Raw genomic sequence first — 571 nt, 5'->3', positions numbered from 1 at the left:
CTCATTCTCTTCTCTCTTTTCCTTCGTACCTCAAAAGTCAGCCGCTCTTCTCCGCATTTTCATGCCGGGGTTGCGGCTGAAAAGCCATACTGGTGTTCTGTATCAACTGTATTACCTATATTATACTTCTTTATTATAACAATCACAAACAGAAAGTAAGCCACCTTAATCCGGCGGCTTATTCTGTACTCATTCATAATCAAACTGTGTTCTCTTTTTTGCCTGCTCCCGTTGTGGTGCAACAAGCGAAGAAACTGTGTCCTGTCCCTCCCTCTCTCTAATAATTTGATAGAGGTGGACTCCGATGATGAGAAGCGCAAATCCGATCCATATAGCACTGAACACAACCGCTTCATTCTTTTCCGCAAGAAAAGGCAGCCGTGGAAGCCCATAGAGCACAAGCAGAAACGCAAAAATAAGATAGCCGATACTACGGAAAGGATGACCCATGGTATTCTCTCCTTTTCTGTGAAAATCAGGAGAAAAGAAAGAGGAGAAGAAGAAATAAGATCCAGAGAAGAAAAAGGCGTCTGCCTTTTTCTACATTAAAATCATTGTCTCGTTCTCTTCT

The 571-nt window shown here is 42.4% G+C and carries 1 protein-coding gene; it reads right to left on the bottom strand.

The genetic code is table 11. From position 1 onward, the window contains the following. Nucleotides 1-189 precede the first annotated feature (189 nt). Nucleotides 190-450 carry a hypothetical protein gene (locus tag B2899_RS08180; protein WP_146807914.1) on the bottom strand — a complete coding sequence of 87 codons (261 nt, stop codon included), beginning with the start codon at nt 448-450 and terminating at the stop codon, nt 190-192. Between the last annotated feature and the right edge of the window lie 121 nt (nt 451-571).

It is taken from the genome of Aneurinibacillus sp. UBA3580 (genome assembly GCF_002375825.1).
Lineage (GTDB): Bacteria > Bacillota > Bacilli > Aneurinibacillales > Aneurinibacillaceae > Aneurinibacillus > Aneurinibacillus danicus.
The sequence above is the reverse complement of the archived record's forward strand: the minus strand, read 5'-3'. Positions and strand labels throughout refer to the sequence as shown.

Excerpts from the sequence above, each read along its gene's own strand:
- B2899_RS08180 (WP_146807914.1), bottom strand. The coding sequence starts at position 450 with ATGGGTCATCCTTTCCGTAGTATCGGCTATCTTATTTTTGCGTTTCTG.